The sequence below is a fragment of the Pseudomonas sp. NBRC 111124 genome, from assembly GCF_001320245.1.
GTDB lineage: Bacteria > Pseudomonadota > Gammaproteobacteria > Pseudomonadales > Pseudomonadaceae > Aquipseudomonas.
Genome location: NZ_BCBA01000044.1, coordinates 1 through 24,392 on the forward strand (window position 1 = coordinate 1; position 24,392 = coordinate 24,392).

Consider the following 24,392-nt stretch of genomic DNA (forward strand, 5'->3'; position numbering starts at 1 on the left):
CACAGGAGAAAAATTCCTTCCTATACTCCCCTTGGCATCCCTGCATGCCGTCTGCCCAAAAATCGCGATACCTCACATAACAACAATCGAGGTGGCAAATGGTCTGGCAGCAAATCTACGATCCGTTCGCAAGCCCCGTACTCTCTACACTGATGGCCGCCGTGCCGGTGGTGGTGATGCTGGCGGCGCTGGCCTTCTTTCATATCAAAGCGCATATCGCCGCCCTGCTCGCCCTGGGCTCGGCGCTGCTGATCTCGATCTTCGCCTTCGGCATGCCGGCCAACATGGCCGGCTCCGCGGCGTTGTACGGCGCGGCCAACGGGCTGCTGCCAATCGGCTGGATCGTGCTGAACATCATCTTCATGCACCGGCTGACCACCGAGAACGGCTCGTTCAAGGTATTGCAGGACTCGCTGGCGCGCATCACCGACGACCGCCGCCTGCAGCTGCTGCTGATCGCCTTCTGCTTCGGCGCCTTCTTCGAGGGCGCGGCGGGCTTCGGTACGCCGGTGGCGGTGACCGGGGCAATCCTGATTGGCCTGGGCTTCTCGCCGCTGGCGGCTTCCGGGCTGGCGCTGATCGCCAACACCGCGCCAGTGGCGTTCGGCGCACTGGGCACGCCGATCATCACCCTGGCCAAGGTCACGGGGCTGGATGAGATGGAGCTGTCGGCCATGGTCGGTCGGCAACTGCCGTTCTTCTCGGTGATCGTGCCGTTCTGGCTGATCTGGGCCTTTGCCGGCTGGCGCAAGATGCTCGAGGTGTGGCCGGCGATCCTGGTGGCCGGGGTCACGTTCGCGGTGCCGCAGTTCCTGGTGTCGAACTTCCATGGGCCGATGCTCGTGGACGTGATCGCCGCGCTGATCTCCATGGCCTGCCTGACCGCCTTCCTGCGGGTGTGGAAGCCGGCTTCCGTGCACACTTCGGCGGCCCTCACCGGTCGGGTGGATGACTCCAAGGTCGAGGACGACGGCAAGGCCGGCGCCGCGACCACCTTTACCCAGAGCGACCAGCGCAGCGTGTTCAAGGCCTGGTTGCCGTGGATCATCCTGACCGTGTTCGTGTTCGCCTGGGGCACGGCGAGCTTCAAAAACCTGTTCGACACCCGCCCGTCGCTCGACCCGGCCAGTGGCGCGGCGATGCTCGACCCGCAAGGCAAGCCGCTGCGTGAAGGCAACCCGGTGTTTGCCCCGGTGTTCACCTTCGACTCGATCCACCAGCAGATCGAGAAAGTGCCGCCCGTGGTGCCCTCGCCGAAGAAAGAAGATGCTCAGTACAAGTTCACCTGGTTTACCGCCACCGGCAGCGGCATCTTCCTCGCGGCGATCCTCGGCGGGTTATTGATGGGTTATTCGCCACTGGAACTGGGGCGGCAATACCTGCGCACGCTGTGGGTGGTGCGCTACTCGCTGATTACCATCGTCGCCATGCTGGCGCTGGGCTTCCTCACGCGCTACTCGGGGCTGGACGCGACCATGGGCCTGGCGTTTGCCGCCACGGGCATCTTCTACCCGATGTTCGGCACCCTGCTCGGCTGGCTGGGTGTGGCGCTGACCGGCTCGGACACGGCCTCCAACGTGCTGTTCGGCGGGTTGCAGCGGGTGACGGCGGAGCAGCTGGGGCTGAGCCCGGTGCTGATGGCAGCAGCCAACAGCTCGGGCGGGGTGATGGGCAAGATGGTCGATGCGCAGTCGATCGTCGTGGCCTCTACCGCGACGCGCTGGTATGGGCATGAGGGTGAGATCCTGCGTTATGTGTTCTTCCACTCCATCGTGCTGGCGGTGCTGGTGGGTTGCCTGGTGACCTTGCAGGCGTATGTAGCGCCGTTCACCGCCATGGTGGTGGGCTTGTAGGAGCGGCCTTGTGTCGCGAAAGGGCTGCGCAGCAGCCCCAACAATCTCCGCTTCGATGCTGAAACCCTCAGGGGCCGCTTTGCGGCCCTTTCGCGACACAAGGCCGCTCCTACAAAAAACGCGTGAGGCAGTGTTACAGTCAGCTCCATGGACAAATACACCCCGCGCCAGTGGCTCCCGCACGAGAAGCCCAGCCTCCCCGGTTCCCCTTCCACACCCCTGCACTCCCCGGCCAAGCGCCTGGCGTTCGGCGTGGTCGGCCTGCTGGTGGCGATCACTGGCGGCCTGGGTAACGCGCTGGTCACCGCCAACCTGATCTTCCTGCAAGGCGCGCTGGGCGCGACCAGCGCCGAAATGGCCTGGCTGCCGGCGGCCTATGTGATGACCAACGTGTCGATGAACCTGCTGCTGGTCAAATTCCGCCAGCAGTTCGGCCTGCGCGCCTTCACCGAAGTGTTCCTGGTGCTGTATGCCCTGGTCACCTTCGCCCACCTGCTGGTCAACGACCTCCACTCGGCCATCGCCGTGCGCGCGGCCCACGGCATGGTCGGCGCGGCGCTCAGCTCGCTGGGCCTGTACTACATGATCCAGGCCTTCCCTGAGCGCTGGCGGCTCAAGGCCATGGTGCTGGGCCTGGGGGCCTCGCAGCTGGCCCTGCCGCTGGCGCGGATCTTCTCCGAGGACCTGCTGCAGATCGCCGAATGGCGTGGCCTGTACCTGTTCGAACTGGGCCTGGCGCTGGCCGCTCTGGGCTGCGTGCTACTGCTGAAGCTGCCGCCCGGCGACCGCTTCAAGACCTTCGAGCCGCTGGACTTTCTCACCTTTACCCTCATGGCCAGCGGCGTCGCCCTGCTCTGCGCCGCGCTGTCGCTGGGGCGCATCGACTGGTGGCTGGAAGCGCCATGGATCGGCGTGGCCCTGGCCGCGTCCATCGGTTTGATATTGGCGGGGCTGGCCATCGAACACAACCGCCAGAATCCGCTGCTGATGACGCGCTGGCTGGGCAGTGGCGCGATCATCCGCCTGGGCCTGTGCGTCATCCTGATCCGCATGGTCACTTCCGAGCAGTCCACCGGCGCGGTGGGCTTTCTGCAGGTGCTGAACATGGGCAGCGAACAGATGCGCTCGCTGTACTGGATCATGCTGCTTGGTGCCGTGGCGGGCCTGGCCACCAGCGCAATGACCATTGACCCCAAGCACCTGGTGATCCCGCTGTTCATCTCGCTGCTGGCGATGGCCACCGGGGCGTTCATGGACAGCAGTTCGAGCAACCTCACGCGCCCGGCACAGATGTACCTCAGCCAGTTCCTGCTGGCCTTCGGCAGCACCTTCTTTCTCGGCCCGTCGATGGCCCTGGGCATCAGCCACGTGCGGGCCAACCCGCGCAACCTGGTGAGCTTCTCGGTGCTGTTCGGCATCTGCAACAACCTCGGCGGGCTGATCGGCGCGGCACTGCTGGGCACCTTCCAGACCTGGCGTGAGAAATTTCATTCCAGCCACCTGATGGACCGCCTCAGCTACCTTGAACCGCTGGTCAACGCCCGCGTGCAAAGTGGTGGCGGTGCCTATGCCGGGATCCTCGCCGACCCGGCACTGCGCAGCGAAGCCGGCCTGCGGGTGCTGGCCAGCGCCGCCACCCGCGAGGCCAACGTGATGGCCTACAACGATGTGTTCGTGCTGATCGGCAGCATCGCCGTGCTGACCATGATCTGGATTACCATTCGCGGCTCCTGGCTGTGGTATGTCGCCCGCCAGGCTGCTTCATCCGACTCCACCAGCGGTACTGCCAGCCGATGACCGAAGAAACCCGCACCACAACCACCACCGCCATCGCCGAAACCCCGGAAGGCAGCACACCGCCCAGCGAACCGACCAGCCCGGTGCGCACGCGGCGGGTGCGCATCCTGTCTTCGATCAGCTTCGCCTGCGTGGCCCTGGCCGGCATCCTGCTGGTGCTTTACGCCTGGAACCTGCCGCCATTCAGCAGCGCCATCGAAAGCACCGAGAACGCCTTGGTCCGCGGCCAGGTGACGATCATCGGCCCACAGCTGAGCGGCTACATCGTCGATGTGCCGGTGCATGACTTCCAGTTCGTCAAGGCCGGCGACCTGCTGGTGCAGCTGGACGATCGCATCTACAAGCAGCGCCTGGCCCAGGCCATCGCCCAGCTGCAACAGCAGCAGGCGGCGCTGGCCAACAACCTGCAGCAGCGCAACAGCGCCGAAGCCACCATCGCCCAGCGCCAGGCGGCGATCGGCGATGCCTCGGCCCAGGCGACCAAGGCCAAGGCCGACCTCAGCCGCAACCAGGCGCTGGTCAGCGATGGTTCGGTGTCGCGCAGCTCGCTGGACCTGGCCCGTGCCAACGAGGCCGCGACCGTCGCCAGCCTGGCCCAGGCCAAGGCCGCGCTGGAGATCGCCCGCCAGGACCGCGAAACGGTGATCGTCAACCGCGCCTCGCTGGAGGCTTCGGTGGAAAACGCCAAGGCTGCCGTCGAACTGGCCCGCATCGACCTCGACAACACCCGCGTCACCGCCCCGCGGGACGGCCAGCTGGGGCAGATCGGCACGCGCCTGGGCGCCTACGTCAACTCCGGTGCTCAGCTGATGGCACTGGTGCCCGATACCCTGTGGGTGATCGCCAACATGAAGGAAACCCAGATGGCTGACGTGCGCATCGGCCAGCCCGTGACTTTCACCGTCGATGCCCTGAACCACCTCAAGCTCTACGGCCATGTGCAGCAGATCTCGCCCGCTACCGGCTCGGAGTTCGCCTTGCTGCAGGCCGACAATGCCACGGGCAACTTCGTCAAGATCGCCCAGCGCATTCCGGTTCGGATCACCGTCGACCCCGATCAGCCCGATGCCGTGCGCTTGCGCCCGGGGATGTCGGTGGTGGTGAGCATCGATACCCGGGAACCGCAAGGGCACCATTGACGGGCGCTTTGTGAACCCTGTCCAGATGCCGTACTGCCACGATTGCGCCGCTCTAACCCGTGGGTTTTAATGCCGACCCACCGGTTTAACATCGCCACCCAAGGACGTTTCATCATGCACAGGAAGCTCGTACCGCTGGCGCTGCTGGCCGCCCTGGCCGGCTGCTCGGACACAAAAGACGCCAACGAGGCCAATTTCCAGAAGGCGGCCCAGGCTTACCTCGACACGCAGTATCCCCATTGCTTCGTGGTCACCGACTTCCCCACCAAGACCCAGGACTTCGACGTCACGGGCACCAACAAGGCCCTGCATGCCCTGGCCCGAGTCGGCATCGTCAGCGAGAAGGAAATCGCCCGCGTCGAAGTGCCGGAGCGCCTGTGGCAGCCAGCCCGTACCGACATCTACTACGCCTACGACCTGACGGATGCGGGGCGCAAGTACTACAAGGTCGATGCCCAGAAGATGCTCAATGGCCAGACCCGCGGCGGGCTGTGCTTCGGCAAGGCCGAAGTGACCGCCATCGAGCAGTTCAGCGAGCCGGGGCAGATGATGGGCCGGACGATTTCCGATGTGACTTATGCCTACAAGGTCACCGGGTTGCCGGACTGGGCGGCGAACGATGAGGTCAGGGCCAATATCGGTGACCTGGGCAAGGCGGTGGCAACCCATGACACCCCGGCGCGGGAAAAGCGAGTGATGGTGCTGACCCACAACGGTTGGGTGCATGAGCGGCTGTTCGACAAATAGTGCTTTGCTGCATCGGCCCATTCGCGCGAATGGGCCGCGTAGCAGCCCCGGCAATGTCGGGTCCGGGCACAAAGCTGTCGCACCCCGCCCTGCGTCGTCTCGTCGCAGGCCTTAGCCTCTTGGGCAAATCGATCACAACCCGTAGAATCGCGCTTCCTTTTCGCCCGTCGCCTTGAACGGTGGCAACCGGCAGCAACGACAGAGTCCAGGCCTGAACACATGACGCCCATGTGAAATAGGCTCAACCGAACCCGCCAGGCCCTGCTCTTCCAGGGGCCAGCGGTTGAGTCTTGCCCAGGTCGCATCCAGCCCAGGCACACCCGTGCAGCTTTCTCGGCCCTTGATGGGTCCGTTTGGCGTGCGCGTTCGAAGAGGCGTTTTCTGACCGCCACTCCAACTTGAGGTACGTATGTCTCCGCGTTTGCTGGCCATGGCGCTGGCGCCCCTGCTCGGGCTGTTCATCATTGCTCTGGGCAACGGCTTCATGTCTTCCCTTACCACCCTGCGCCTGGACGCTGCCGGCGAATCGGCAACGACCATCGGTATCGTCTCGTCGACCTACTTCATCGGCCTGACCCTCGGCGCCATCTTCAACGACCGGCTGATCCTGCGCATCGGCCATATCCGCGCCTACACCAGCTTCGCCTCGCTGATCGCCGCGACCATCCTGCTGCAGGGGCTGTTCTACGACACCACCTGGTGGTCGGTGCTGCGCCTGATCAATGGCTGGGCCGCGGTCGGCGTGTTCCTGGTGATCGAAAGCTGGCTGCTGCTGGCCGGTGACGCAAAAATCCGCGGGCGCCTGCTGGCGCTGTACATGATCGCCTTCTACGGCGCAGGCGTGATCGCTCAGGCCGGCCTCGGCGTGATCACCCAGCTGGGCGACAGCGCCCCGTTCATGCTGGCCGGCATGCTCGCCGCGCTGTCGGTACTGCCGATCGTGATCCTGCCGCGGGTGTCGCCGCTGCTGGACCAGGTCGAGCCGCTCAAGCCACGGCAACTGCTGGGTGTGGCGCCGTCGGGGCTGGTTGGCTGCTTCGGCTCCGGTGTGGTCATTGCCGGTATCTACGCCCTGCTGCCGCTGTACCTGCAGCGCATCGGCCTGGATGTGGGTGAAGTCGGCAACATGATGGCCTGGGTGATCCTCGGCGCCATGCTGCTGCAATACCCGGTGGGGCGCTGGTCCGACCGCAAGGACCGCCAGGATGTGCTGATCGCCCTGGCCGCGCTGTGCATGGTGCTGTCGCTGATCACGGTGTTCCTGCCCTCGGACTCGTCCCTGCTGCCGGCAATGCTGTTCCTGCTCGGTGGCGGCGTGTTCGCGCTGTACCCGGTGGCGGTCAGCCATGCTGCCGACCGGGCGCCGTCCGATGCGCTGGTGCCGATGATCCAGGGCCTGTTGCTGATCAATTCGCTGGGCTCGGCCATGGCGCCACTGGCGATATCGCCAGCGATGACCGAATTTGGCGAGGTAGGGCTGTTCTGGGCCTTTGCCGTGGTCAACCTGGGCATGGTGTGCTTCTTCCTTTGGCGCCGTGGCAAGCGCCCGGCAGCGGAGCACCCGGCGCCGTTCACCGCGTCGACCACTTTCTCGCCGACCGGCGCGGAGCTGCGGGTGACCGAGGACCTGATGCATGCAGCACAGGAGCATCCGCCGCTGGAGCCAACGGAGGCTGCTGCGCCGACAGCGCAGCCAGACGCCAAGTAAATCAAAGGGCCGCTGTAGCGGCCCTTCTTTCGACCGCTCGTCGCCCATGGGGCACCCCGGCACCCTCCGCCAGCCAAACGAATGACAGATCATCCTCCCAGGAGACTTGCCATGACCCGCATTCACTCGCTGTTGCTCGCCCTCGCCTTGGGTATCGCCTCCACTACCAGCTTCGCCGCCAGCGACACTACCCACACCGACAGCAAACCGCAAACCGACCAGCAAGGTGGCAAGACCGCCGGTGACGGCAGCAGCATCAACAGCCCGGGCAGCGGCCAGGACAATGACAGCAGCGATACCGGCAGCAACTCGGACGCGGCCGATGGCGCCGCTGGTGGGTCCAACAGCACCGGTGAGGCCACAGGCTCGGGCGCCGGGCACAGCGGTGGCACCGCAGAAGACCAGGACAGCCACTGACGGGCCGCTGGGCTACACTGCGGCGCATAGCCCTGCCGAGGAATCGCCATGAACCTCAACCCCTGGCTGCTCGCCGCTTTGCTGCCCTGCACTGCCCTGGCTGCCGGCGGTGATTCCGCCGCGCTGTCAATCAGCTCGTCGTCGTTCACCGATGGCGGTGTCATCGGCCTGCAGCAGGTCGGGCCCGACCCGGCCTGCGGTGCCGGCGAGGGGCGCACGCCGCAGTTGAGCTGGAAGAACCTGCCTTATGGCACGCAGTCGTTGGCCCTGGTGATGTTCGACCCGGACGGTGCCAAGGGCTTGGGTGTGGTGCACTGGATTGCTTACGACATCGACCCGGCGCTCGGCGCGCTGGAGGAAGGCGCTGGCTGGCAGACCAGTCAGGCGCTGATCGTCGGGCGCAATTCGCACGGTGCAATGACCTATCGCGGCCCTTGCCCGCCGGCCGGGGACAAGCCGCACCACTATGCGCTGACCTTGATTGCCACCGATCTGCCGCTGGGTACCCTGCCGGAAGAGCTGGATCGCAACGGCCTGATGGAATTGCTCAAAGACCATGCACTTGGGGCGCAGAGCCTGGTCGGCCGTTACGGCCACTGACTCAGCGCCAGAACTGCGCGTCGTCGACAATCCGTTCATGGCGGGCAAACAAGCCTGGCAGCTGCTCCTTGAGGTAGTCGATCCAAGTCCGCACCTTGGCATCCAGATAATGCCGCGACGGGTAGATCGCATAGAGCGCACTCTCACGTAGCCGGTACGGCGCCAGCAACCGCCGCAGCCGCCCCTGCTCGATGGCCTGGCTGGCGGTGTAGAACGGCAGCAGGCCAATGCCCATGCCCAGTTCGCTGGCCACCAGCATGGCGTCGGCGACATTGGTCAGGAAGCTGTCGCGCGGGGCGATCACGCAGTGGTCAACCCCCTGTGGGAATACCCAGTCACCTTCATGCATCGGGTAGGCCATGCGCAGGCAACGGTGCTCGTGCAGGTCTTCCGGCCGCTCGGGCACACCATGGCTTTCAAGGTAGCCGGGTGCCGCGCAGGGGATGCTGAAGATGGTGCCCAGCGGCACGGCAATCAGTTGCGAATCGGGCAAGGCCTGGTCCACGGTGATCACCACGTCGTGCCCCTCGGCCAACGGGTCGGGGTTGCGCTGGGACAGCGTCAGCTCGATCGCCACTTCCGGGCACAGGGCGTTGTAGCCGGCCACCAGCGGCATCAGCAACATGCCCAGGCCATGCGGGCAATGCAGGCGCAAGCGGCCACGCGGGGTGAGGTGAGCGCCGCGGGCTTCGTCCATGGCCTCGTCGGTCAGGGCCATGATCTGCCGCGCCCGCTCAAGAAAGCGCTCGCCCGCTTCGCTCATGCGCAAGCGCCGGGTGGTGCGGTGCAGCAGGCGGGTCTGCAGCTGGTTCTCAAGCTCAGCGACGATCCGCGACACCTGCGCGGCGGAAATGTCGAGGGCATTGGCGGCTGCAGCAAAACTGCCGCACTCCACTACCCGGGCAAAAGTGCGCATGGCGTGCAGCATGTCCATGGGGGCTGGCTCCTTGATCGGTCTTATTCGTACGTTCCAGGCAGGAATCTATCACGACTTAGCCCATTTATTGAGGATCACCAATGAATACATCATTGGTAAAACATTGAAAAAGGAGCCTGCCATGAAACGTTCGATCGCTTTTATCGCCCTGTCTGCCGCCCTTGCCTCGTTCGGCGCCTTCGCCGATGCACCGGCCAGCCAGCCAGCCGCCAGCCAATATGAGTACGGCATGCCGCTGGATGTGGCCAAGGTCATCTCGATCACCCCGGCCAGCAACGCCGCCGACTGCCAGGTCGGTACCGCGCACATGGTGTATGTCGACCACCAAGGCCAGAAGCGCGAAATCGACTACCGCGAAATGGGTAATTGCTCGCAGCAGTGAGTCAACCCAGCACCTCATTGATCCAACCAATCTGCCGGGCGAAGTCACGCCGTTTTTCCTGCGGGATGGCATCGCGGGCACGCTCGAAGTTGGCCAGGCTTTGCTGCTTCTGCCGCAGCATGCGCTGCCACTTGGTCACGAACGCCAGGCTTTTCTCACGCATCAGCACCGGGCCGAAATACAGCTCTTCGGCGCTGTAGGCCACCGCCTCGTCGGGTTCGGCGACAATGATCTCGTAGTCGAAACGGTTTTCGCGCAGCAGCTCTTCGTTGACGATCCGGTAGCCGTTTTCCATCAGCCAACCGCGCAATTCGCGCTCATCGCCATTGGGCTGCAGGATCAGGCGCTCGGTGCCGTTCAGGCGCGCCTTGCCACGCTCGAGAATTTCGCACATGGTCTTGCCACCCATGCCGCACAGGCTGATGGCCGTGATGCGGTCGCCAGCTTCGATGGCCTCCAGGCCGTCGGCCAGGCGCACGGTGACGGTTTCCGTCAGGCCGTTACGGCGCACGTTGCGCTGGGCTGACGCGTAAGGCGTCTGTGCCACTTCGCCGGCCACCCCGGCTTCGATCACCCCACGCAGCGCCAGTGCCACCGGCAGGTAACCGTGGTCCGAGCCGATATCGGCCAGGCGCGCGCCCTGGGGCACATGCGCCGCCACACGTTCCAGGCGCATCGATAGTGTCTGTTCGTTCAACTCCAACCCCTTGCTAACAATCGGCGGCGATTCTGACCGTCGGGGCGCGGTATTTCAATGCATAAGCGCCCATCGGCTCGACCCTTGCGGCCGGCTCGCGTAGGCTTGCCGCTTTCCTTCCGTTGCAAGGCAAACGCTCATGGCAGATCTTATCTACACACCGGATTCCGACGCCGAGTCCATTTCCTCCGATGTCGCCGAGTACAACGGTATCCTCGTGACTACGCAGATCCCGGCCGACCTCGATGCCGACATCACCGGCCAGAGCGAGAGCACCCTGCAGGCACTCAAGGACGCCCTGGAAAAGGCCGGCAGCGGCATGGACCGGGTCATGCACCTGACCATCTACCTGACCGACATGACTGACCGCGCTGCCTTCAACGCGGTGTACCAGCGCTTCTTCAGCAAGCCGTGGCCGGTGCGAGCTGCGGTTGGCGTGGCTGCGCTAGCCTTCCCGCAAATGCGCGTCGAAGTGACCGCCATGGCCGCCAAACGCTAACCCGAGTCGATCTTTGGTTGGGCCAGGGGCTGCTTTGCAGCCCCCGTTATCCAACCTTCAAAGCAGGACGCTGCATGCAACTCCCCCCTTTTCGCCGCAAGGCGCTGATCGCCTTGCTGCCCGGCCTGGGCTTGTACCCGCTGGCCCAGGCCGAACCCGCCACCCCCTTCAACCTGCTGGAACCGGTGGTGGTCACCGGCACCTACGCGCCCAACCCGAGCTTCGACCTGCCCTACTCCATCGACACCGTCGACCGCCAGCAGATCGCCGATGGCCAGCTGGGCGTCAACCTGTCCGAAGCGCTCAACCGCGTGCCCGGCCTGGTGGTACAGAACCGCCAGAACTACGCCCAGGACCTGCAGATTTCCTCGCGTGGCTATGGCGCCCGCTCGGCGTTCGGCATCCGCGGCATCAAGCTGCTCAGTGACGGTATCCCGGCCAGCACCCCGGATGGCCAAGGCCAGGCGGCCTCGTTGAACCTGGACGTGGCTGACCGCATCGAAGTGCTGCGCGGCCCAGCATCGGCCATCTACGGCAGCAATGCCGGAGGTGTGATCCAGATGTTCTCCCGTGACGGATCGGGGCCGCCCAAGGTGGGTGCCGAAACCACGTTTGGCAGCGATGGCTTCAACAAGAACCACGTCTACAGCGAAGGCGGCAGTGATCAGGCCGGCTTCCTGGTCGATGCCTCACGCATGGACACCGACGGCTACCGCGACCACAGCGCCGCCCGCCGCGACCAGACCTTTGCCAAGGTGCACATCAAGCCGGATGAAGACAGCCGCCTGGCGCTGATCTTCAGCACCCTGGAGCAGAACGGCACCGAAGACCCGCTGGGCCAGACCTGGGATGCCTACAAGCACGACCCGCGCTCGGTGTCGTCGCGCGCCGAGGAATACGACACGCGCAAGAGCATCCACCACCAGCAGGTGGGCATGAACTATGAGCGCTACTTCGGCGAGGCGACCCTGCAGTTCAACCTGTATGGCGGCAAGCGCAGCGTCATCCAGTACCTGTCGATTCCCAAGGGCACGCCCGCGAACAACCGTGGCGGTGGTGTGGTCGACTTCGACCGCGAATTCCATGGCGGTACCCTGCGCTGGATCCAGCCGGTCAGCGCCGCCCCCGGCAACCTGACCCTGACCTTCGGTGCCGACTACGACCGCAGCCGCGACGACCGCCGTGGTTTCCAGAACTTCAGCGGCGACACCCTGGGTGTGAAAGGCGACCTGCGCCGTGATGAAAAAGACACCGCCACCAGCCTCGACCCGTATGTGCAGGCCCACTGGGAACTGGACCGCTGGACCGTCGATGCCGGCTTGCGCCACAGCAGCATCGAGATGGAGGTCGACGACCACTTCCTGGCCAATGGCGATGCCAGCGGTTCGAAGAAGTACCAGCGCACGACCCCGACCCTGTCGGTCATGTACGCCTTCACCCCCGACCTGCACGGTTACATCAGCGCCGGCAAGGCCTTCGAAACCCCGACCCAGGCTGAAATGGCTTACGCCCCTGGTGCCCTGGAAGGCTTCAACTTCGGCCTGGAACCGGCCACCAGCACCCAGTACGAACTGGGTCTGAAGATGCGCCCGGATGAACGTACGCGGATCAACGCGGCGATCTTCGAGATCCGCACCAAAGATGAGATCGTGGTTGCCGCTTCGACCGATGGCCGCACCAGCTACCGCAACGCCGGCAAGACCCTGCGCCGCGGCTTCGAGCTGAGCGTGCAGCGCGAGCTGAGCGCGCAGTGGCAGGCCAACCTGGCCTATACCCTGCTCGACGCCACCTATGATGAGGCCTTTACCCAGGGCACCACGACCATCGACAAAGGCAACCAGCTGCCCGGCGTGCCGCGCAGCAGCCTGTTCGGCGAGCTGGTATGGAAACCGCGCGATGGCATCAGCATGGGCCTGGAGGGGCAGTACCGCAGCAAGGTGTATGTCGAGGACACCAACGACCAGCATGCTGCCCCGGGTTATGCCGTGTTCAACTGGCGCACGCAGTTCCAGCAGCATTTCGGGCCGTGGACGTTCCATCAGCTGGTGCGCCTGGACAACTTGCTGGACCGGCAGTATGTGGGGTCGGTGATCGTCGGTGATGGCAATGGCCGGTATTACGAAGCGGCGCCGGGCCGGTCGTGGTATGCCGGTGCCGGGCTGGAATACCAGTTCTGAGCCTTTGGGGCTGCCTTGCAGCCCTTCGCGGGCTTGCCCGCTCCCACACAAGCCCAAGGCCCGAGGAAACCCTGTGGGAGCGGGCTTGCCCGCGAAAGGGCCGGTACTGGCCTCGCACCTCTCGGCACTCAAAGGTGTCACCAGCCCATTTCACCGCTACAATGCCGCCCTAAACCGTGACAGCCCGAACCTATAACGACATGTCCCTTCCAAAGAACCACCTGGAACTGCTCAGCCCTGCCCGTGACGTGGCCATCGCCCGCGAGGCGATCCTGCATGGCGCTGATGCCATCTACATCGGCGGCCCGAGCTTCGGCGCGCGCCACAACGCTTGCAACGAAGTCAGCGATATCGCCGAACTGGTCGAGTTCGCACGTCGCTACCATGCACGCGTGTTCACCACCATCAACACCATCCTCCACGACAACGAGCTGGAGCCGGCACGCAAGCTGATTCACCAGCTCTATGACGCCGGCGTCGACGCGCTGATCGTGCAGGACCTGGGGGTGATGGAGCTGGATATCCCGCCGATCGAGCTGCACGCCAGCACCCAGACCGACATCCGGACCCTGGAGCGGGCCAAGTTCCTCGACCAGGCCGGTTTCTCCCAGCTGGTACTGGCCCGCGAGCTGAACCTGCAGCAGATCCGCGCCATCGCCAGCGAAACCGACGCGGCCATCGAGTTCTTCATCCACGGTGCGCTGTGCGTGGCCTTCTCCGGCCAGTGCAACATCTCCCACGCCCAGACCGGGCGCAGCGCCAACCGTGGTGACTGCTCCCAGGCCTGCCGCCTGCCATACACCCTGAAAGACGACCAGGGCCGCGTGGTTGCGTTCGAGAAGCACCTGCTGTCGATGAAGGACAACAACCAGACCGCCAACCTGGCCGATCTGGTCGATGCTGGCGTGCGCTCGTTCAAGATCGAGGGCCGCTACAAGGACATGGGCTATGTGAAGAACATCACCGCCCACTACCGCAAGGAACTCGACGCCATCCTCGAAGGCCGCCCGGAACTGGCCCGCGCCTCCAGCGGCCGTACCGAGCACTTCTTCCTGCCCGACCCGGACAAGACCTTCCACCGCGGCAGCACCGACTACTTCGTCACCGACCGCAAGGTCGACATCGGCGCCTTCGATTCCCCGACCTTCACCGGCCTTGCGGTCGGCGTGGTGGAGAAAGTCGGCAAGCGCGACATGCAGGTCGTCACCGAAGTACCGCTGACCAACGGCGACGGCCTCAACGTGCTGGTCAAGCGTGAGGTGGTGGGCTTCCGCGCCAACATCGCCGAGCCCCGTGGCGAGTTCGAGGAAGATGGCCAGAAGCGCTACCGCTACCGCGTCGAGCCCAACGAGATGCCGGAAGGCCTGCACAAGCTGCGGCCGAACCACCCGCTATCGCGCAACCTCGACCACAACTGGCAGCAGGCCCTGCTGCGCACCTCGTCCGAGCGCCGGGTCGGCGTGGAATGGCACGCGGTGCTGCGCGAGCAGCGCCTGATGCTGACCCTCAGCAGCGAGGAAGGCGTCAGTGTGCAGGTGGCCCTGGACGGCCCGTTCGGCGCTGCCAACAAGCCACAGCAGGCACTGGACCAGTTGCACGACCTGCTCGGCCAACTGGGTACCACGATGTACCACGCCAACAGCATCGAGCTGGATGCACCGCAGGCGTACTTCATCCCCAACTCGCAGCTCAAGGCCCTGCGCCGTGAAGCCATCGAGGCGCTGACCGAAGCCCGCGTCAAGGCTCACCCGCGCGGTTCGCGCAAGGCCGAGACCACGCCGCCGCCGGTGTACCCGGAGTCGCACCTGTCGTTCCTGGCCAACGTCTACAACCAGAAGGCACGCGACTTCTACCACCGCCATGGCGTGCAGCTGATCGACGCCGCGTACGAAGCCCACGAGGAACACGGCGAAGTGCCGGTGATGATCACCAAGCACTGCCTGCGCTTTTCGTTCAACCTGTGCCCCAAGCAGGCCAAGGGCGTGACCGGCGTGCGCACCAAAGTGGCGCCGATGCAGCTGATCCAGGGTGATGAAGTGCTGACCTTGAAGTTCGATTGCAAGCCGTGCGAGATGCATGTGATCGGCAAGATGAAGGGTCATATCATCGACCTGCCGACGCCGGGCAGCGCAGTGGCTCAGGTGGTTGGGCACATCAGCCCGGAAGACCTGCTCAAGACCATCCCGCGTGGGCCGCATTGATCAATAGCCATTAAGGTCGATTCGCGGCTAACGCCGTTCCTGCAGGCCGGCGCAACCCCTGTAGGAGCGGCTCAAGCCGCGAAGAGGCCGGCACAGAAACAAAACTGTCTCAGACGAGACATCAAGGCTTGATCCCCCTCCTGTTTTCTGCACAATGCCAAGCATGCCACCCATGCGAGGCCCTTCGATGCAAACCACGCCCCACGACGAACGCCTGCTCAAGGCCCTGGCCCACGCCATTGTGGTTCACCCACGCGCGACCCTGAAGGAACTGGCCGAAACCGCTGGCGTCAGCAAGGCCACCCTGCACCGTTTCTGCGGCACCCGCGACAATCTGCTGAAGATGCTCGAGGACCATGGCGAAGCGGTGCTTATCCAGGTCATCGCCAATGCGGCGCTGGACACCGCCGAACCGCTAACCGCCGTGCGCCACCTGATCGCCGAACACCTCAAGCATCGCGAGATGCTGGTGTTCCTGATGTTCCAATACCGCCCCGACACCTTGCTGGGCGACAGTGAGGACCGCCGCTGGTTGGCCTACACACGGGCCATGGACGCGTTCTTCCTGCGCGCCCAGCAGCTGGGCGTGCTGCGCATCGATATCAGTGCGGCAGTGTTTACCGAAATGTTCATTACCCAGATCTACGGCATGGTCGATGCAGAGCGGCGCGGACGTGCGGCCAGTGCCAACTCGGCATTGACGCTGGAACAGCTGTTCCTGCACGGCGCCTTGGCCACGGTTTGAAATCCGTGAAGTCCCAGTGGCAGCAACGTTGGCCGCGAAGGGGCCAGCAGCCCTGACATAAAAAAAGGCCCTTGAGAACAAGTCCCAAGGGCCAAAGCGGTTGGATCATCCAACCAAAGGAGCCTGTGCTCAGCCGCGTGTCGGCCACCCGCCGCCCAGGGCGCGGAACAGGTCGACCAACGCCAGCTGGCGCTGGGTACTTGCCTCGATGTAAGCCGCCTCGTTCACGAAGTCACTGCGTTGCGCATCCAGATAGCGCAGGTGGCTGTCGATCCCCCCTTCATAACGCGCCTTGGCCAAGGCCAAGGTCGCCCGGCTGGTGTCGACCAAGGCCTGGCGGGCAACTTCTTCACGCCGCAACGTGTCGGTCGCCGCCAAGGCATCGGCCACCTCGCGGAATGCCGACTGGATCGCCCCCTCATACGCCGCCACCGCCGAATCCTTGCGCGCTTCAGCCAGGCTCAGCCCCGCCTGGTTGCGCCCGGCATCGAACAGCGGCAAGGACAGCTGTGGCACGAAGCTCCAGCTACGCGAACCACCGTCGAACAGCCCGGACATCTGCGCACTTGAGGTGCCGAGGCTGCCCGTCAGGCTGATACGCGGGAAGAACGCGGCCCGTGCTGCGCCGATGTCGGCATTGCGCGCACGCAGTCGATGTTCGGCGGAGAGGATATCCGGCCGCCGCGCCAGCAATGCCGACGGCGCGCCCGGGGCGATGTCCTGCAATACGCTCGGCGCCGTCGGGCGAGCGGCCGGAATGCTATTGCCCGCATCCGCACGGCCCGCCAGTAGCACCAGGGTGTTGTAGGCCTGACGCTGTTGACGCAGGTTGCTTTCAAGCTCGGCACGGGCCTGTTCGACCAGGCCAAGCGCCTCCTGATGGTCCAGCGCGGTGGCGGCGCCTGCTGCACGGCGTTGGCCGATCAGGGCCAGCGAGTCCTCGCGGCTGGCCAGGGTCTGCCGGGTCAGCGCCAGGCGCCGCTCAGCGCCGTCCAGGCCCAGGTAGGCCTGGCTGACCTCGGCGATCAGGGCGATGCGTGCGGCGCGGCCAGCCTCCTCAGTGGCCAGGTATTGCTCCAGCGCGGCATCGCTAAGGCTTTTTACCCGGCCGAACAGGTCCACTTCGTATTCCGGCAGCGACACGCCCACTTGATACGTACTGCTCACTCCACCGAGTCCATCATTGGACAGGCTGGCCGGCAGTCGCTGGCGGTTATCCGAAGCAGTGGCGTTGACGCCGGGCACCCGGTCAGCCCGTTGAATCCGGTACTGCGCCCGGGCCTGCTCGATATCGAGCAAGGTCTGGCGCAGAGAACGGTTGTTGTCCAGCGCCGTAGCCACCAGCTGGCGCAACGCCGGGTCGAGGATGAACGCCTGCCAGGCCAGTTGATCCACCTGCTGCCCTGTGTGGCTGACAGCGTCATGCCACTGACTGGCCACAGGGGCCTCGGGACGTTCATAGGTCGGCGCCAGGGAGCAGCCGCTGGCCAGCAAGGCCAAGGCGAATGGCAGCACAAGATTACGCATGGCCATCAGTCACCTCGGCAGCTTGAGCGTGTGGCGCCGGCTTGCGCTTGAGCAGCGACAGCACCCAGACAAAACAGATCGGCACAAACACCACGCCCAGCAAGGTGGCGCTGAGCATGCCGCCGATCACCCCGGTACCAATGGCCCGCTGGCTGGCGGCGCCGGCGCCATTGGCGATGGCCAGCGGCACCACGCCGAGGATGAACGCCATGGACGTCATCACGATCGGCCGGAAGCGCAGGCGTGCGGCCTCGATGGCGGCGTCGCGCAGGCTGTAGCCCTTCTCCCACAGCTCCTTGGCGAATTCGACGATGAGGATCGCGTTCTTGGCTGCGAGGCCGATGATGGTGATCAGGCCGACCTTGAAGTACACATCGTTGGGCAGGCCGGTGACCATCACCGCAAGCACCGCACCCAAGGCACCAATGGGCACGATCAGCATGACCGTCAGCGGGATCGCCCAGCTTTCGTACAGTGCAACCAGCAGCAGGAACACCACTAGGATGGCCAGGGCGAACAGGCTGGTGGCCTGGCCGCTGGAGACCTTTTCCTGGTACGACAAGCCGGTCCAGGCATAATCGATACCCGCTGGCAGCTCGCTGACCAGTCGCTCCATTTCGACCATTGCCTGGCCGGTGCTGTAGCCCGGCGCGGCATCACCGGAAATACGGATAGACGGGTAGCCGTTGTAGCGCACAATCTGCACCGGCCCTTCTTCCCAACGGGTGCTGACGAAGCTGCTGAACGGCACCTGCTGGCCATCGGTGTTCGGTGCGTACAGGCGCAGCACGCTTTCCGGGGTCATCCGCTCACCCTGCTCGGCCTGTACCACCACGCGCTGCTGGCGGCCGGCATTGGTGAAGTCGTTGATTACCGCCGAACCGAAGGCGGTGGCCAAGGTACTGTTGATGGTTTCGAAGCTAACGCCCAGGGCACGGGCCTTCTCGCGGTCGATGGCGACCCGCAGCTGCGGTGCCTCGGCCAGGCCTTCCATCATCGCGTAGAGGATCACCGGGTTGCCGTTGGCCTGGCCAAGCAACTGGTCACGTGCCGCCAGCAGGGCTTCGCGGCCCAGGCCGCCACGGTCGAGCAGGCGCAAGGCAAAGCCGCCGGAGTTACCCAGGCCATCAATGGGCGGCGGGTTCACCGCCATGATCGCGCCATCGCTGTAGCCGGCGAACCGGGCGTTGATGGCGACGGTTTCGGCGTCTACCGACTGGTCCTTACCGCGCACTGACCAGTCCTTGTAGGTGGGGAACGCCAGCGCGGCGTTCTCGCCCATGCCGGAGAAGCTGAAGCCGCTGACCACGAACGCCGAGGCCAGCGCCTCGCGCGACATCAGGAACTGCTCCAGCGCCTGGCCGGTGGCATCGGTGCGCACGCGGCTGGCACCGGGCGGCAGTTGCACGTCGACGATGGCATAGCCCTGGTCTTCCACCGGCACGAACGATTCAGGCAGGCGCAGGTAGAAGTAGCCGAGCATCGCCAGGATGCCGGCGTACACCAGCATGTAGCGGCCGGCGCGCTTCACCAGGGCGTTGTTCATGCCCGAGTAGCGCTCGGTCAGGCGGACGAAACCGCGGTTGAAAGCGCCGAAGAAGCCGCGTTTTTCGTGGTGCCCATGGGCCACCGGCTTGAGCAGTGTGGCGCACAGGGCTGGGGTGAAGGTCAGCGCCAGGAAGCCGGAGAACAGGATCGACACCGCCAGCGACAGCGAGAACTGCTGGTAGATCACCCCCACCGAGCCCGCCATGAACGCCAGCGGCAGGAACACCGCCGCGAGGACCAAGGTGATGCCAATGATCGCCCCTGACACCTGGCCCATGGCCTTGGCCGTCGCCTGGACTGGCGACAACCCCTCCTCGGCCATGATTCGCTCGACGTTCTCCACCACCACGATAGCGTCGTCAACCAGGATGCCGATGGCCAAAACCATGCCGAACATGGTCATCATGTTCACCGAGAAGCCCAGCAGCTTCATCACCATCAGCGTGCCGAGCAGGCAAACCGGCACCACAATCGACGGGATCAGGGTGTAGCGAATGTTCTGCAGGAACAGGAACATCACCAGGAACACCAGGACCATGGCCTCGATCAGGGTATGGATGACCTTCTCGATGGCCACGTCGACAAAGCGCGAGGTGTCGTAAGGCACCGAATACTCGACGCCTTCGGGGAAGAATTCGCTCAGTTCGGCCAGGCGCTCCTTGACCAGCTCGGCGGTTTTCAATGCGTTGGCACCGGGCGCCAGCTGCACCGCGCCGGCCACCGCCGGCTTACCGTCCAGGCGCGAGGAGAAGTTGTAGCTTTCCAGGCCGACCTCCAGACGCGCGACATCGGCCAGGCGCACCAGCGAACCGTCAGGGCTGGCACGCAACACAACCTGGCCGAACGCCTGGGGGTTGTCCAGGGTGCCCTGCACCGCCAGGGTGGCGGTCAGTTCCTGATCGCTGCTACCCGGCGCACTGCCGAAGCTGCCAGCCGGCACCTGCACGTTCTGCCCGCGGATGGCGTTGCTCACGTCGTCGATCGACAGGCCATAGCCGACCAGCTTCTGTGGGTCGACCCACACGCGCATGGCCGCTTCCGAAGAGAAGTACTGCAGCTTGCCGACCCCGGGCACCCGGCCAGTTCGTTGTTGATGTTGCGCGCCGCATAGTCGCCCAGTGCGGTGATATCGGCCTTGCCCGCGCCATCCTTGTAGTTCAGGGCGTAGATCAGCAGGAAGCCCGCACTGGTCTGCTCGACCTGGATGCCTTGGGTCGTGACTGCCTGGGGCATACGTGCCTCGGCCTTTTTCAGGCGGTTCTGCACGTCCACCTGGGCCAGTTCCGGGTCGGTGCCCGGCTCGAAGGTGACCACCACTTCGGCCATGCCGTTGGAGTTGTTGGTGGACTCGAAGTACAGCAGGTTCTTGGCGCCGTTGAGCGACTCTTCGATGATGCTGGTCACCGACTCCACCAGCACCTTGGCCGACGCGCCCGGGTAAGTGGCGGTGATGGTGATCTGCGGCGGTGCCACGTTGGGGTACTGGGCGACCGGCAACAGCGGAATCACCAGTAACCCGCCCAAGGAAATGAACAGCGCCATGACCCAGGCAAAGTTCGGCCGTGTGATGAAGAACTTGGACATCTCGCTACCCTCGCCTTACCGCGCTGCGGCCTGTTGTGCCGATGACAGCGTTACCGGCATGCCGGCAGCCAGGCCCGCCGGGCTGCCGACGATCACCTGGTCGCCCGGTTGCAGCCCTTCGATGACCTGCCAGCGGGCACCCTGCATGGCACCGGTACGTACATTGCGAGCCTCGGCGATGCCACCCTTGCCGACCAAAAGCACCCGTGCCTCACCATCGTTGCCGCGCTGGATGGCGCGTTGCGGGACGAGGATCGCCCGGTTATCGATGCCCTGAGGGGTCAGCACGCGCACATACATGCCGGGCAGCAGGATGCCGTCGGCGTTGTCGAAGCGCCCACGCAGGGTCACCTGGCCGGTACCCCGGTCAACCGCGACGTCGGTGAACATCAGCGTGCCCTGCCGCTGGTAGTCGGTACCTTCCACGCGGGCGGTCAAGGCCGGATTTTCACCTGCAGCCAATGCGCCGTTCTTGAGCGCCTGGCGCAGACGCAGGGCGTCGGCAGCGGGCTGGGTAAAGTCGACGTAGATCGGGTCGAGTTGCTGGATACGCGCCATCAGCGTGGCGTCGCCCTGCCCGACCAAGGCGCCTTCGGTGATCAGCGCACGGCCAATGCGGCCGGAGATTGGTGCCTTGACCGTGGCGTATCCAAGGTACAGCTGCGCCGTCTCGACATCGGCCTGGGCCGAACGCACGGCCGCCTGGCCGCTGCGCAGGTCGGCGCTGGCAGTGTCGAAGTCTTGCTGGCTGACCGCTTCGATCTTCACCAGTGGCTGGTAGCGGCGCACCCGGGCCTGGGCCTCGAGCATCACCGAGCGGGCCCGCGCCAGTTCGGCTTCGGCACGCGACAGCGCCGCTTTGAACGGCGCTGGGTCGATCTGGAACAGCACATCACCGGCCTTGACGTCGGCGCCCTCTTCGAAGCGTTTGTGCAGGACGATGCCAGCCACCCGGGCGCGAACTTCCGCCACGCGCATGGGCTCCACCCGGCCAGGCAAGGTCGAGGCCAAGGCCAAGGGTTCGGCGGCGACCGTGACGGTCTGGACGGGAACGGAGGTATTGCCAGCGGACGGTGGCGCTTGCTGCTCGCCGCAGCCGGCTAAAGCGACGGCAGCGGCCAGATAGCTGGCCATGCCTAATGCACGCATGTGGCTCATGATTCACCCGAGCTTTAGATAAAAACGGCCCGAATGATATTTCCGAGGACTTAGTGAGTCAATTTTGTCTCATTTGAAACTTTGTGAATATTTGTGAAGCATCGGCTAACCCACAAGTACATTGCCTTGCACAGTACCTGCGGGAGCCGCGCTTGCCGGTGATGGGCCGCAGAGCGGCCCCGCTTTTACAGAATACCCAGGCTTCGAGCTGTACGATCAACCGCAATCCGGGTCTTCTCCACCAGCTCATCCAGCTCGCTGTGGTTGGCCACCAGCGCCGGCGCCATGATCATCCGCCCCAGGGTCGATCGAATGATCACCCCTTCCTCGAAACCATAGGTGCGGCACTGCCAGGCCAAGTCATTCTCGTTGGCATAGCGCTTGCGGCTGCCCTTGTCTTCGGCGAACTGCAGCGCCGCCACCAGGCCGGCACCTTGCACCTGGCCAATCAGCGGGTGATTGGCGAACACCTCTCGCAGGATGCGCTGCAGGTACGGCCCGGTGTCTTCCTTGACCTGGCGCACGATGCCTTCATCGCGCAGCGCCTTGAGGTTGGCAATGGCCACCGCCGCCGCCACCGGGTGCCCGGAATAGGTCAGGCCGTGGGCAAACACGCCGCCACGCTCGACCAGTGCCTCGGCAATGCGCTTGCTCAGCACCAGGCCCCCCATGGGCACATAACCCGAGGTCAGGCCTTTGGCAATCGACAGGGTGTCCGGCTCGAAGCCGAAGTATTCGTGAGCGAACCACTCGCCGGTGCGGCCAAAGCCACCGATCACTTCGTCGGCACACAGCAGCACATCGTACTGGCGGCAGATGCGCTGGATCTCCGGCCAGTAGCTTTCTGGCGGGAAGATCATGCCGCCGGCGCCCTGGAACGGCTCGGCGACGAAGCCGGCGACGTTCTCGGCGCCCAGTTCGAGGATTTTTTCTTCCAGCTGCAGGGCGCAGCGGCGGCCGAACTCGGCCGGGGTCAGCTCGCCGCCTTCGGCATACCAGTATGGCTCGTCGATGTGCGCCACATCCGGGATCATGCCGCCCATCTCGTGCATGAATTTCATGCCGCCCAGCGCAGTGGCTGCCAGGGTCGAGCCGTGGTAACCGTTCCAGCGGCCGATCATGATCTTCTTGCTCGGCTGGCCGACCACCTGCCAGTAGCGGCGCACGGTGCGGACCAGCACTTCGTTGGCTTCGGAGCCGGAGTTGGTGTAGATCGCGTGGCTGTAGTGGCCCGGCAGCAGGCTGAACAGCAGCTCGGACAGTTCGATCACCGCCGGGTGGGTGGTGTGGAAGAACATGTTGTAGTAGGCCAACTGGTCCATCTGCGCGGCGGCGGCGGCGGTCAGGTCCTTGCGGCCGTAGCCGAGCTGGGTGCACCACAGGCCTGACATGCCGTCCAGGTAGCGCTTGCCGTCGCTGTCCCACAGGTGCAGGCGCTCGCCGCCGACCATCACCCGCGGGCCTTCGGCGTTCAGTGCCTTCTGGTCGAGGAAGGCATGAATGTGGTGGGCGGCGTCGCCGGCCTGGTAGTCACGGGTATCGCGCTGGGCTTGCAGCTTGGCTTGGAACGGTGCGTTCATTGTTGTTCTCCAGGGTAAAACGCGGCGTGCAGTTGGCCCTGCCAGACCGCTGACAGTAAAAATCGGGTGAGGTGAAACGGCGCGATCAGCGCCTTCGCAGGTAGCTTTCCAGCGGGTCCTTGCTCAGGCCTTCCTGGGCCTGGGCGAGCGAGTCGATGAACAGCGAGAACAGCTCGGACTGCTTGGCGATATCGAGCTTGGTGTAGAGGTTCTTGCGGTGGGTCTTGACCGTGTCTTCGCTGATGCCCAGGCGCTCGGCCAGGGACCGGGTCGAGTGGCCGCGCAGCAGGTACTGGGCGATGCGACACTCGCGTTCGGTGAGCAGGGACGAGCCGAAGTTGTTGAGCGCGGCGTTGATCTGCCGGCCCAGGGCGCTCTCGAAACGCCCACCGAGGGCGTCGACATCAAGGTGGCTCCATTGCCGGCGTACTGTGGCGACGACCCACGGTGCCACGCACTTGAGGTCATTGACCTGCTGACGGTCCAGGCGGCAGGTGCTGGCCAGGGCCACGGCAATGGTCAGGTGCTCGTCGAGCGGCACGATGAAGTTGAGTTCGTCTTCCAGGTGGGCGTGCTGGTAGAACGCCAGGTAGTACTCGCTGCGCTTGAAGTGGTCGGGGGCGACGTCGCTGAGGCGGTAGCAACCGGGGGCGATGCCGTCCATGCACGCGCGGTAGAACGGGCACAGCAGGTAGTAACCTTCGAGGTACTTCTGGATGTTGCCTTCCGGCAGCCAGGGGCCTTCTTCGTCCTTTTCGAACAGCGCCGAGGGCAGGCCTTTGCGCGGGTAGAGGAACACGGTGATGGCCTGGCACGGGGCAATCAGCTTAAGTGCAGCGAACAGCGCCTCGACGAAGCCCGGCGAGCCCTGGGCGTCGACGACACGGGCCATTTGCGCGTACCAGTCGGGCGATTTCAGCCGGTCTTTGCTCATTGTCGTGGTCCCATGCCGGGGTTGTTGTGGTGGGGATTCTGGCATGGGGTATGGGGGGCAGGCCATCACCCTTCGGGGTGATGCATCCGTCCGCAGCTACACCTCGTGCTGACCTTACCTGCTGCTTCTGCATTTGCTTTTGCTCTGCTTTTGCTTCTAAGC

The 24,392-nt window shown here is 64.8% G+C and carries 18 protein-coding genes and 1 pseudogene; 12 read left to right on the top strand and 7 right to left on the bottom strand.

All coding sequences use genetic code 11. From position 1 onward, the window contains the following. The first annotated feature begins 98 nt into the window (after nt 1-98). The 7 genes from APH28_RS18230 (at nt 99) to APH28_RS18260 (ending at nt 8,261) form a co-directional block, all read left to right on the top strand. A complete protein-coding gene (locus APH28_RS18230) occupies nt 99-1,853 on the top strand; it encodes an L-lactate permease (RefSeq protein ID WP_060511760.1) in 1,755 nt (584 codons plus the stop codon). A gap of 147 nt (nt 1,854-2,000) precedes the next feature. Then, the gene (locus tag APH28_RS18235; protein ID WP_060511763.1) at nt 2,001-3,650 is read left to right on the top strand and encodes an MFS transporter; all 1,650 of its coding nucleotides are present in this window, start codon (nt 2,001-2,003) and stop codon (nt 3,648-3,650) included. Next, on the top strand, nt 3,647-4,789 hold the full coding sequence (locus APH28_RS18240) for an HlyD family secretion protein (RefSeq protein WP_060511765.1): 1,143 nt from the start codon (nt 3,647-3,649) through the stop codon (nt 4,787-4,789). Before APH28_RS18235 ends, APH28_RS18240 begins: the two co-directional genes overlap by 4 nt. Before the next feature lie 114 nt (nt 4,790-4,903). After that, nucleotides 4,904-5,536, top strand: coding sequence for a hypothetical protein (locus tag APH28_RS18245; RefSeq protein WP_060511767.1), 633 nt, complete (start codon nt 4,904-4,906; stop codon nt 5,534-5,536). Nucleotides 5,537-5,945: 409 nt separating this feature from the next. Next, nucleotides 5,946-7,244: an MFS transporter gene (locus tag APH28_RS18250; RefSeq protein WP_060511769.1), complete on the top strand. Its 1,299-nt coding sequence runs from the start codon at nt 5,946-5,948 to the stop codon at nt 7,242-7,244. A gap of 111 nt (nt 7,245-7,355) precedes the next feature. Then, entirely contained in the window at nt 7,356-7,661 is a 306-nt protein-coding gene (locus tag APH28_RS18255; protein WP_060511771.1) for a hypothetical protein, read from the top strand. A 48-nt stretch (nt 7,662-7,709) separates the two neighbouring features. Next, complete coding sequence (locus APH28_RS18260) at nt 7,710-8,261, top strand: YbhB/YbcL family Raf kinase inhibitor-like protein (protein WP_060511773.1); 552 nt, start codon at nt 7,710-7,712, stop codon at nt 8,259-8,261. A gap of 1 nt (nt 8,262) precedes the next feature. On the opposite strand, the gene APH28_RS18265 is transcribed toward APH28_RS18260, so the two are convergent. Next, on the bottom strand, nt 8,263-9,195 hold the full coding sequence (locus tag APH28_RS18265) for a LysR family transcriptional regulator (protein WP_060511775.1): 933 nt from the start codon (nt 9,193-9,195) through the stop codon (nt 8,263-8,265). Between the two features lie 124 nt (nt 9,196-9,319). Here APH28_RS18265 and APH28_RS18270 point away from each other — a divergent pair, with 124 nt between their 5' ends. Next, entirely contained in the window at nt 9,320-9,580 is a 261-nt protein-coding gene (locus tag APH28_RS18270; RefSeq protein WP_060511777.1) for a DUF2790 domain-containing protein, read from the top strand. A gap of 1 nt (nt 9,581) precedes the next feature. Here the strand turns inward: APH28_RS18270 and APH28_RS18275 are convergent, their stop codons facing one another. Further along, the gene (locus APH28_RS18275; protein ID WP_060511779.1) at nt 9,582-10,277 is read right to left on the bottom strand and encodes a tRNA (adenine(22)-N(1))-methyltransferase TrmK; all 696 of its coding nucleotides are present in this window, start codon (nt 10,275-10,277) and stop codon (nt 9,582-9,584) included. A 139-nt stretch (nt 10,278-10,416) separates the two neighbouring features. On the opposite strand from APH28_RS18275, the gene APH28_RS18280 reads away from it, so the two are divergent. From APH28_RS18280 to APH28_RS18295, 4 genes are all read left to right on the top strand, one after another. After that, nucleotides 10,417-10,776: a RidA family protein gene (locus APH28_RS18280; RefSeq protein WP_060511781.1), complete on the top strand. Its 360-nt coding sequence runs from the start codon at nt 10,417-10,419 to the stop codon at nt 10,774-10,776. 74 nt (nt 10,777-10,850) lie between these two features. Then, complete coding sequence (locus APH28_RS18285; RefSeq protein ID WP_060511783.1) at nt 10,851-12,953, top strand: TonB-dependent receptor; 2,103 nt, start codon at nt 10,851-10,853, stop codon at nt 12,951-12,953. A gap of 200 nt (nt 12,954-13,153) precedes the next feature. Beyond that, on the top strand, nt 13,154-15,154 hold the full coding sequence (locus APH28_RS18290; protein ID WP_060511785.1) for a U32 family peptidase: 2,001 nt from the start codon (nt 13,154-13,156) through the stop codon (nt 15,152-15,154). Between the two features lie 187 nt (nt 15,155-15,341). After that, entirely contained in the window at nt 15,342-15,899 is a 558-nt protein-coding gene (locus APH28_RS18295; protein WP_060511787.1) for a TetR/AcrR family transcriptional regulator, read from the top strand. 129 nt (nt 15,900-16,028) lie between these two features. On the opposite strand, the gene APH28_RS18300 is transcribed toward APH28_RS18295, so the two are convergent. The 5 genes and pseudogenes from APH28_RS18300 to APH28_RS18320 form a co-directional block, all read right to left on the bottom strand. Continuing rightward, complete coding sequence (locus APH28_RS18300) at nt 16,029-17,432, bottom strand: efflux transporter outer membrane subunit (protein ID WP_156340918.1); 1,404 nt, start codon at nt 17,430-17,432, stop codon at nt 16,029-16,031. After that, nucleotides 17,419-20,558, bottom strand: a pseudogene (locus tag APH28_RS18305) (multidrug efflux RND transporter permease subunit). The gene APH28_RS18300 and the pseudogene APH28_RS18305 overlap by 14 nt, the downstream one beginning before the upstream one ends. A 15-nt stretch (nt 20,559-20,573) precedes the next feature. Beyond that, nucleotides 20,574-21,716, bottom strand: coding sequence for a MexC family multidrug efflux RND transporter periplasmic adaptor subunit (locus APH28_RS18310; protein WP_060511789.1), 1,143 nt, complete (start codon nt 21,714-21,716; stop codon nt 20,574-20,576). 185 nt (nt 21,717-21,901) lie between these two features. Continuing rightward, a complete protein-coding gene (locus APH28_RS18315) occupies nt 21,902-23,296 on the bottom strand; it encodes an aspartate aminotransferase family protein (RefSeq protein ID WP_060511790.1) in 1,395 nt (464 codons plus the stop codon). An 85-nt stretch (nt 23,297-23,381) separates the two neighbouring features. Next, on the bottom strand, nt 23,382-24,230 hold the full coding sequence (locus APH28_RS18320) for a helix-turn-helix transcriptional regulator (protein ID WP_060511792.1): 849 nt from the start codon (nt 24,228-24,230) through the stop codon (nt 23,382-23,384). Nucleotides 24,231-24,392 lie beyond the last annotated feature (162 nt).